At 65.6% G+C, this 9,627-nt stretch carries 8 protein-coding genes; all 8 read left to right on the top strand.

Translation table 11 applies throughout. The features are described 5' to 3' along the window. The coding region (argB, locus tag ACE3RX_RS22570; RefSeq protein WP_374487219.1) for an acetylglutamate kinase at nucleotides 1–311 on the top strand (311 nt) is incomplete at its 5' end. 83 nt (nucleotides 312–394) lie between these two features. Next, nucleotides 395–895: a disulfide bond formation protein B gene (locus tag ACE3RX_RS22565; RefSeq protein ID WP_374487218.1), complete on the top strand. Its 501-nt coding sequence runs from the start codon at nucleotides 395–397 to the stop codon at nucleotides 893–895. 341 nt (nucleotides 896–1,236) lie between these two features. After that, nucleotides 1,237–3,699 carry a nitrite reductase large subunit NirB gene (nirB, locus tag ACE3RX_RS22560; RefSeq protein ID WP_374487217.1) on the top strand — a complete coding sequence of 821 codons (2,463 nt, stop codon included), beginning with the start codon at nucleotides 1,237–1,239 and terminating at the stop codon, nucleotides 3,697–3,699. Nucleotides 3,700–3,712: 13 nt separating this feature from the next. After that, nucleotides 3,713–4,024, top strand: a complete 312-nt coding sequence (gene nirD / locus ACE3RX_RS22555) for a nitrite reductase small subunit NirD (protein WP_374487216.1) — start codon at nucleotides 3,713–3,715, stop codon at nucleotides 4,022–4,024. A 130-nt stretch (nucleotides 4,025–4,154) separates the two neighbouring features. Continuing rightward, nucleotides 4,155–5,369, top strand: coding sequence for a nitrate/nitrite transporter (locus tag ACE3RX_RS22550; RefSeq protein ID WP_374487215.1), 1,215 nt, complete (start codon nucleotides 4,155–4,157; stop codon nucleotides 5,367–5,369). A 79-nt stretch (nucleotides 5,370–5,448) separates the two neighbouring features. After that, on the top strand, nucleotides 5,449–7,155 hold the full coding sequence (locus tag ACE3RX_RS22545; protein ID WP_374487214.1) for a protein phosphatase 2C domain-containing protein: 1,707 nt from the start codon (nucleotides 5,449–5,451) through the stop codon (nucleotides 7,153–7,155). A gap of 92 nt (nucleotides 7,156–7,247) precedes the next feature. Then, nucleotides 7,248–8,441, top strand: coding sequence for an acetylornithine transaminase (locus ACE3RX_RS22540; RefSeq protein ID WP_374487213.1), 1,194 nt, complete (start codon nucleotides 7,248–7,250; stop codon nucleotides 8,439–8,441). A 266-nt stretch (nucleotides 8,442–8,707) separates the two neighbouring features. After that, a partial coding sequence (ychF, locus tag ACE3RX_RS22535; RefSeq protein ID WP_374487212.1) for a redox-regulated ATPase YchF occupies nucleotides 8,708–9,627 on the top strand: 920 nt, incomplete at its 3' end.

Raw genomic sequence — 9,627 nt, 5'->3', positions numbered from 1 at the left:
TCAACGCCGACGTGGTGGCCGGCAAGCTGGCCGAGGTGCTGAAGGCCGAGAAGCTGGTGCTGCTGACCAACACCCCGGGTGTTCTCGACAAGGACGGCAAGCTGCTGACCGGCCTGACCCCGCGCCAGATCGACGAGCTGGTGGCCGACGGCACCCTGTCTGGCGGCATGCTGCCGAAGATCGGCTCCGCCCTCGACGCCGCCCGCAACGGCGTGAAGAGCGTGCATATCATCGACGGCCGCGTCGAACACTGTCTGCTGCTGGAAATCCTCACCGACCACGGCGTCGGCACGATGATCAAGAGCAAGTAAAACTCCCACCTTTGCGGAACTCCGGGGCACAGCGGGCACTCTTCACATGCCCCTGGCCCCGGTTTCCGTTTGAACCTCACCCCATGCCCACCCACCAAACACGCCCTCTCGCCCTCGCTCTCTTCGTCGTCTGCAGCAGCCTGCTCGCCATCGGTCTCTATCTCCAGCACGTGAAGGGCATTGAGCCCTGCCCGATGTGCATCATGCAGCGCTACGCCCTGCTGGCCTGTGGGCTGATCGGCCTGGGCGCCGGGCTGCACAATCCGGCCACCAAGGGGCGCTACGTGTGGTCGGCCCTGCTGGCGGTCGCCGCCCTGGCTGGCGCCGGCGTCGCGGCGCGCCAGTCGTGGATCCAGTGGTATCCGCCGGAGGTCTCCGAATGTGGCCCCGGCCTGGAATACATGCTGGAGAGCTTCCCGCTGTCCTCCGCGCTGCCGATGATCTTCCGCGGCGCCGGCGACTGCTCGGTGGTCGACTGGACCTTCCTCGGCCTGTCCATCGCCAACTGGTCCTTCCTGGCCTTCGTCACCATCCTGCTCAGCCTCGCCGTGCATCTGCTGCGGCACCGCAAGTCCGCCACCTGATTCTGCGCCCCAGCGCAGGGCGATGCGCACCAGCCAAGTGCGCATCGCGCCCCTCCGGCACGCCCCTCCCCCGTTCATCCCCAGTGTTTGCCTGATCTGGGCGCAGTGGCACGGCCATTGCTAATAGCCATCCGACAAATGTGCGCATGAGGCAATAAAGACTTTGCCGCACTGCGCACTACCTGAATCCAGGTGCTTGCGCGCCGCCCCCGAGGCTGGCGACGCGGTTCGGCCAACGACGGCCCCGCCGCGATCAACGACGATCTCTCTCCTGCTCAAGGCTTACCCGCCCGCATCGGTCCTGTGTGCCCGATCCGGGGAGAATCAATGTCGGAGGAATCATGCGCAAACAGAAACTGGTCATGGTCGGCAACGGTATGGCGGGTGTCCGCACGCTGGAAGAGCTGCGGAAGATCGCCCCGGACATGTACGACATCACGGTCTTCGGCGCCGAGCCGCATCCCAATTACAACCGCATCCTGCTCTCCCCAGTGCTGGCCGGCGAGATGACCATCCAGGACATCATCCTCAACGACCTGCAGTGGTACGCGGATAACGAAATCACGCTGCACCTGGGCGCGCGGGTCACCCAGATTGACCGCCGCAACCGCTCCATCATCGCTACCGGCAAGGACGGCCAGCCGATCACCGTCGATTACGACCGCCTGCTGCTGGCCACCGGCTCGACCCCCTTCATGCCGCCGATTCCGGGCAAGGACCTGCCGGGTGTGATCTCCTACCGGGACATCAAGGACACCGACGAGATGATCGACGCGGCGTCCAAGTACCAGCACGCGGTGGTCATCGGCGCCGGCCTGCTGGGCCTGGAAGCCGCCAACGGCCTGGCCCTGCGCGGCATGGACGTGACCGTAGTGCATATCTCCGACTGGATCATGGAGCGCCAGCTCGACCGCACCGCCGGCAAGATGCTGCAGGCCGCCCTCGAAGCCAAGGGTCTCAAGTTCAAGATGAGCGCCCAGACCGCCGAGCTGGTTCAGGGCGAATCCGGCCGCGTCTGCGCGGTGAAGTTCAAGGACGGCAGCAGCATCCCGGCAGACCTGGTGTGCATGGCCGCCGGCATCCGCCCCAACGTCGAACTGGCCGAGAAGGCCGGCATCCACTGCAACCGCGGCATCGTCGTCAATGACACGCTGCAGACCTACGACCCACGCATCTACGCCGTCGGCGAATGTGCCAACCACCGGGGCACCGCCTACGGCCTGGTGGCGCCGCTGTTCGAGCAGGCCAAGGTGGCCGCCAACCACCTGGCCATGTATGGCATTGGCCGCTACCAGGGCTCGGTGACCAGCACCAAGCTCAAGGTCACCGGCATCGACGTGTTCTCCGCCGGTGACTTCTCGGGCGCCGAAGGCACCGAGGACATCGTCCTCCACGATCCCGGCATGGGCGTCTACAAGCGTCTGGTGTTGAAGGACGACAAGCTGGTCGGCGCAGTGCTGTATGGCGACACCAAGGACGGCGCCTGGTACTTCCAGTTGCTGAAGGACGAGCAGGACATCCACGACATCCGCGACAACCTGGTGTTCGGCAATTCCCACCTGGGCGACGTCGGCCACAAGGGCAACAGCCTGGCCGCCAGCATGCCCGACACCGCCGAGGTGTGCGGCTGCAACGGCGTTTGCAAGGGCACCATCGTCAAGGCCATCAAGGAACAAGGCCTCTTCACGCTGGAAGACGTACGCAAGCACACCAAGGCCTCCAGCTCCTGTGGCTCCTGTACCGGCCTGGTCGAGCAGATCCTCGCCTCAACGATCGGCGGCGCCTATCAGCCTGCCGACTCCAACAACAAGGCAGTGTGCGGCTGTACCGACCACTCCCACGGCGAGGTACGCAAGGCCATCAAGGACCACAAACTGCTGTCGGTCACCGAAGCGCAGAAATTCCTCAACTGGAAGACGCCCAACGGCTGCGCGACCTGCCGCCCGGCGCTCAACTACTACTGCCTGTCCACCTGGCCTCACGAAGCCATCGACGACCCTCAGAGCCGCTTCATCAATGAGCGCGCCCACGCCAACATCCAGAAGGACGGCACCTACTCGGTGGTGCCGCGCATGTGGGGCGGCCTGACCACTCCCGACGAGCTGCGCGCCATTGCCGACGCCGCCGAGAAGTACAAGGTACCGACCGTCAAGGTGACCGGCGGCCAGCGCATCGACCTGCTCGGCGTGAAGAAGGAAGACCTGCCCGCCATGTGGGAGGACTTCGCCAAGGCCGGCATGTGCTCCGGCCACGCCTACGGCAAGAGCCTGCGCACTGTGAAGACCTGCGTCGGGGCCGAGCACTGCCGCTTCGGCACCCAGCGCTCCATGGACCTGGGCGTCAAGCTGGAGAAGATGCTGTTCGGCATGTGGAGCCCCCACAAGGTCAAGCTGGCCGTGTCCGGCTGCCCGCGCAACTGCGCCGAGTCGGGCATCAAGGACGTGGGCGTGATCGGCGTGGATTCCGGCTATGAGCTGTACATCGGCGGCAACGGCGGCATCAAGACCGAAGTGGCGCAGTTCTTCTGCAAGGTAAGGGACGACGCCGAGGTCATGGAATACGGCGGCGCCTTCATCCAGCTCTACCGGGAGGAAGGCTTTTACCTGGAACGCACCTGCCATTACCTGGAACGGGTCGGCATGGAGCACATCAAGAAGCAGGTCCTCGAGGACGAAGGCAACCGCAAGGCACTCTACGAGAAGCTCCTCTTCGCACTGCAGAACTACAAAGACCCGTGGGCCGAGATCTTCGAAGACAAGAGCGGCGGCATCCACAAGCGTCAATTCGAGATCATCAAGGTTTGAGGAGCGCCCGCAAATGAGCGAATGGAAACGAATCTGCACCGTCAGCGACGTGCCGGTCCTGGGCTCCCGCGTGGTGCATAGCGAGGACGAAGGGCGCATCGCGCTGTTCCGCAACTCGGCCGACCAAATCTTCGCCGTACGCGACCGCTGCCCCCACAAGGGCGGCCCCCTGTCCCAGGGGCTGGTGCATGGCACCACGGTCACCTGTCCGCTGCACAGCTGGAAGATCCAGCTCGACGACGGTCAGGTCGTACCGCCGGACGTGGGCTGCGTGAAGCCCTTCCCGGTCAAGGTCGAAAACGGCGAGGTCTTCCTCCAGATCTAGCCTCACCAAGAACAGACAGTAGGGGCGAATTCATTCGCCCTCCCCCCATACATCGACGTCCATGGGCGAATGAATTCGCCCCTACATGGACGCCGCACATGCATCGACCACACTCAGAAAGCCGACGATCATGGACAAGAAATCCTTTCTCAAGGCCGGCCACACCCCCACCCTGCTGGCGGCCTTCCTCTACTTCGACCTCGCCTTCATGGTGTGGGTGCTGCTCGGCCCGCTGGGCGTACAGATCGCCAAGGATCTCGGCCTGACCCACGCCCAGAAGGGCCTGATGGTGGCCACGCCGGTGCTTGCTGGCGCACTGCTGCGCCTGGTGATGGGCGTGCTGGTGGATCACCTCAAACCCAAGATGGCCGGCGCCATCGGCCAGGTCATCGTGCTGTGCGCGCTGGCCTTCGCCTGGCACTTCGGCATCCACAGCTATGAAGAGACGCTGGTGCTGGGCCTCTTCCTCGGCGTAGCGGGCGCTTCCTTCGCCGTCGCGCTGCCGCTGGCCTCCCGCTGGTATCCGCCGGAACACCAGGGCACCGCGCTGGGCATCGCCGGTGCCGGCAACTCCGGTACCGCGATGGCCGCGCTGTTCGGCCCCGGCCTGGCTGCCGCCTACGGGTGGACCAACGTCTTCGGCCTGGCACTGATCCCGCTGTCCATCGTCTTCGTGCTCTACCTGGTGCTGGCCAAGGACGCCCCCGAGTGCCCGCCGGCCAAGTCCTTCTCCGAGTACCTGAAGGTGCTCAAGGACAAGGATTCCTGGTGGTTCATGTTCTTCTACTCGGTGACCTTCGGCGGCTTCGTCGGCCTGGCCTCGTCCCTGACCATCTACTTCAACACCCAGTACGGGCTCGACCCGAAGATGGCCGGCTTCTTCACCGCCGCATGCGTGTTCGCCGGCAGCCTGGTGCGCCCGATCGGCGGCAACGTGGCCGACCGCATCGGCGGCATCAAGATGCTCACCACCATGTACGCGCTGGCCGCCATTTTCCTGGCCATCGTCAGCTTCGACCTGCCAGCGGCCTGGATGGCCCTTGCCGTCTTCGTCTGCGCCATGCTGTCCCTCGGCATGGGCAACGGCGCGGTGTTCCAGCTGGTACCCCAGCGCTTCCGCAAGGAGATCGGCGTGATGACCGGTCTGGTCGGCATGGCCGGTGGTGTCGGCGGCTTCTACCTGGCCTCCAGCCTCGGCTACAGCAAGCAGGTCACCGGCAGCTATCAGTCCGGCTTCCTGATCTTCGCCAGCCTGGCCCTCGTCGCGCTGGCAGGCCTCACTGCCGTCAAGAGTCGCTGGCGCACCACCTGGGGCGCCTCGCACCTGACCAGCGCCAAGATCTGAGCGCCCTCTCCCTGCCACTCACTTGAACGGATCGGAACCGGGGCATACTCCCGGCTTCCGATCCGCGCCGTTGACGACCATGACCGCGCCCCGCCTCCTCGCCTCCCTCGGCTATTCGTCCCTCACCGGCCCCCGACCGCGCAACGAAGATTTCTGCGGCGCCGTCACGCCGGAAGGCCCGGAGCTCGACGCCAAGGGCATCCTGGCTGTGGTGGCGGACGGCGTCGGCGGCCACGCCAATGGCCGCGAAGCCTCGGAATACACCGTGCGCGGCTTACTCTCCGACTACTACGCGACGCCCGACACCTGGGCCGTCAACAAGTCCCTCGACACCGTACTAGCCTCCCTCAACCGCTGGCTGGTCTCCCACGCGGCGCGCACGCGGGAGGCTGCCGGCATGGCCACCACGCTGTCCGCCGTGGTGCTGCGCGGGCGCCGGTACTACCTGGCCCATGTGGGCGACTCGCGGATCTACCGGCTACGCGCCGGCAAGCTGGAGCAACTCTCCACCGACCACGTGTGGGAGCACCCGGAACTCAAGAACGTGCTGTCGCGTGCGGTCGGCCTCGACGCGCACCTGTCGGTGGATTACGCCGACGGCGAACTGGAAGCCGGCGACGTCTTCGCGCTGATGAGCGATGGCGTGTGGGGCCAACTCGGCGACCGCAAGATTGGCGACATCCTGCGCGCCGAACAGGACCCGCAGGACGCCGCCGCGCGCCTCGCGATGGGCGCCGAGGACGGTGGCAGCCAGGACAACTGCACGGCGCTGGTGCTGCGCGTGGATACGCTGCCGGCCGACAAGCTGCGCGACAACATCGCCCGCCTGCAGACCCTGCCGCTGCCACCGCGCCTGAAGATCGGCCAGACACTGGACGGCCTGACCGTGGACACGCTGCTACATGAATCCATCGCCACGCTGCTCTACCGGGTCAGTGACGAACAGGGCCAGCACCGCGTGCTCAAGACCCTGCGCCCGGAGCACGACGATCCAGAGGCCGCCGCCGCGCTGGCCCACGAGGAATGGCTGGCCCGACGCGTCAACGACAGCTGGTTCCCGCAGGTCATCCCCTACCCGCAGCGCAACCACCTCTACTACCTGATGAGTTGGCACGAGGGCGCCACCCTCAAAGCCCGGCTGGATAGCGGCCACCGTTTCGGCTCCGGTGAGGTGGTCGACCTCGGCGAGCGCATCCTGAAAGGCGTGGCCAGCCTGCACCGCTTGTCCATCGTGCACCGGGACATCAAGCCGGACAACCTGCACCTGGACGCCGAAGGCCGCCTGCGCATCCTCGACCTGGGCGTGGCCGCCTCCGACGCCACCGCTGAAGGCCAGAAGTTCGAGGAGATCAACAATCCCGGCACGCCCAGCTACATGGCGCCGGAGCTCTACGGCGGCAAGAGCGTGGCCGCCAGCGAGCAGACCGACCTCTACGCGGTCGGCGTGACCCTCTACCAGCTGCTGACTCGCAAGTATCCCTATGGCGAGATCGAGCCCTTCCAAAACCCCAAGTTCGGTGACCCGGTGCCACCGACCCGCTACCGCCCCGACATTCCCGACTGGCTGGAGGCCGTACTGCTGAAAGCCGTCGCCCGTGAACCAAAGGCACGTTTCGAAACCGCCGAGGAATTCCTGCTGGCCCTCGAACGCGGCGCCCGCCGCCCGCTGGTCGTGCCACGCAAGTCACCGCTGCTGGAGCGGGATCCGCAACTCGGCCTCAAGCTATTGGCCGCAACGTCGCTGGTGCTCAACGTCTTGCTGATCTACTTGCTGCTGGTGCGCTAATAGTCCAACGCACACCATGAATTTTCCGTGAAAGGTCGCGCCTGGGCGCCCAGCGCGCTACCATTTATCGCTTTACGCAAGGAGATAGCGCCATGCAATACGGCGAATTCGATGCCAATTCGTTGATGTACATCACAAACCGGCCCGAGCTCGTCTTCGTCCGAGGCAGTGGTTCCTGGCTTTACGACGAACAGGGCAAGGCCTATCTAGACTTCGTGCAGGGCTGGGCGGTGAACTGCCTGGGCCACTGTCCGCCGGAAATCAGCGAAGCCCTCGCCACCCAGGGCGCCCAGTTGATCAACCCGAGCCCAGCCTTCTACAACGGCCCGGCCATCGAACTGGCCGGCCTGCTGACCCGCCACTCCGTCTTCGACCGGGTGTTCTTCGCCAACACCGGCGCCGAGGCCAACGAGGGGGCGATCAAGCTGGCGCGCAAGTGGGGTCGCCTCAACCGCGACGGCGCCTACGAGATCATCACCTTCGAACACGCCTTCCATGGCCGCACGCTGGCTACCATGTCGGCCTCCGGCAAGCCGGGCTGGGACACCCTCTTCGCCCCACAGGTGCCGGGTTTCCCTAAGGCCAAGCTGAACGACCTCGACTCGGTGAAGGCCCTGATCGGCCCCAAGACCGTCGCGGTGATGCTCGAACCCGTGCAGGGCGAAGGCGGCGTGATCCCCGCCGAGCCCGATTTCCTGCAAGCCCTGCGCGAACTCACCCGCGAACACGGCCTGCTGCTGATCGTCGACGAAGTGCAGACCGGCATGGGCCGAACGGGCCGCCTGTTCGCCCACGAACACGCTGGCATCGAGCCAGACATCATGACCCTCGGCAAGGGCATCGGCGGCGGCGTGCCCCTGTCGGCCCTGCTGGCGCGTGAAGCGGTGTGCTGCTTCGAGCCTGGCGACCAGGGCGGCACCTACAACGGTAACCCGCTGATGTCAGCGGTCGGCGCGGCGGTAATGCGCCGCCTGACCAGCCCTGGCTTCCTGGATCAGGTCGAGGAAACCGGCCGTTACCTGGCCGCGGCCCTCAACGAACTGGTTACCCGCCACGGTCTAGTAGGCGAACGGGGCCAGGGCCTGCTGCGCGCGCTGATCCTCGACGACGAGCGCGGCCCCGCGCTGGTGAAGGGCGCCCTTGAGCATTCGCCCAAGGGCCTGCTGCTCAACTCGCCGCGCCCCAACCTGCTTCGTTTCATGCCCTCACTGACCGTCAGCATCGCCGAGATCGACGAGATGATCGGCGTTCTCGACACCCTGCTGCACGCCACCCGCAAGGCCTGACAGCACGCGCCCCGTCTCCGGACGGCCTCTTGCGAGGTCGTCCGGCTCCACATCGACACGTGAACATGCCTTTGGAAGGGGCTGGGCAACAGCGGTACAATGCTGATTTTCCGGCACAAAGCAGTCCAGAACCGTTGAGCCGCGGCCCCGGTCCTACTGTCTTGTCCTGAACCCACCCCCGCCCCGGCTTCGCCCCCGGCGCGGGTCGCGTGCTTCGACGACGCCTACCCCAGGCTCCGAAGCGCCCTGTTTTTCAAAGGAATTCCATGGCTCTCCAATGCGGCATCGTCGGCTTGCCCAACGTCGGCAAATCGACCCTCTTCAACGCCCTCACCAAGGCCGGCATCGCCGCCGAGAACTACCCCTTCTGTACCATCGAGCCCAACGTGGGCATCGTTGAAGTGCCCGATCCGCGCCTCGATGCCCTGTCCGAAATCGTCAAGCCGCAGAAGGTCCAGCCCGCCATCGTCGAATTCGTCGACATCGCCGGCCTGGTCGCCGGCGCCTCCAAGGGCGAAGGCCTCGGCAACCAGTTCCTCGCCAACATCCGCGAGACCGACGCCATCGTCAACGTGGTGCGCTGCTTCGATGACGAGAACGTCATCCACGTGAATGGCAAGGTGGACCCGCTCGCCGACATCGAGACCATCGTCACCGAACTAGCACTGGCAGACATGGCCGCCGTCGAGAAGGCCATCCACCGCGAGAACAAGAAGGCCCGCTCCGGCGACAAGGATGCCCAGAAGCTGGTCGCCATCCTCGAGAAGCTGCTGCCGCACCTCAACGAAGGCCAGCCGGCGCGCACCATGCAGCTCAGCGACGACGAGAAACTGATTCTCAAGCCCCTGTGCCTGATGACCCTCAAGCCTGCAATGTACGTCGGCAACGTGATGGAAGACGGCTTCGAGAACAACCCCTACCTCGACCGCCTGCGCGAGCACGCCGCCAAGGAGGGCGCTCCGGTCGTCGCCCTGTGCGCCAAGATCGAAGCCGAGCTGGCCGACCTGGACGACGAAGACAAGATGGCCTTCCTGGCCGACCTGGGCCTCGAGGAACCCGGCCTCAACCGCCTGATCCGCGCCGGCTACAAGCTGCTCGGCCTGCAGACCTACTTCACTGCCGGCGTGAAAGAAGTGCGCGCCTGGACCATCCACGTCGGCGACACCGCGCCGCAGGCCGCCGGCGT

The sequence above is a fragment of the Zoogloea sp. genome (genome assembly GCF_041914405.1).
GTDB lineage: Bacteria > Pseudomonadota > Gammaproteobacteria > Burkholderiales > Rhodocyclaceae > Zoogloea.
Note: the sequence above shows the minus strand (reverse complement) of the source record. Positions and strands in the feature narration are given on the sequence as shown.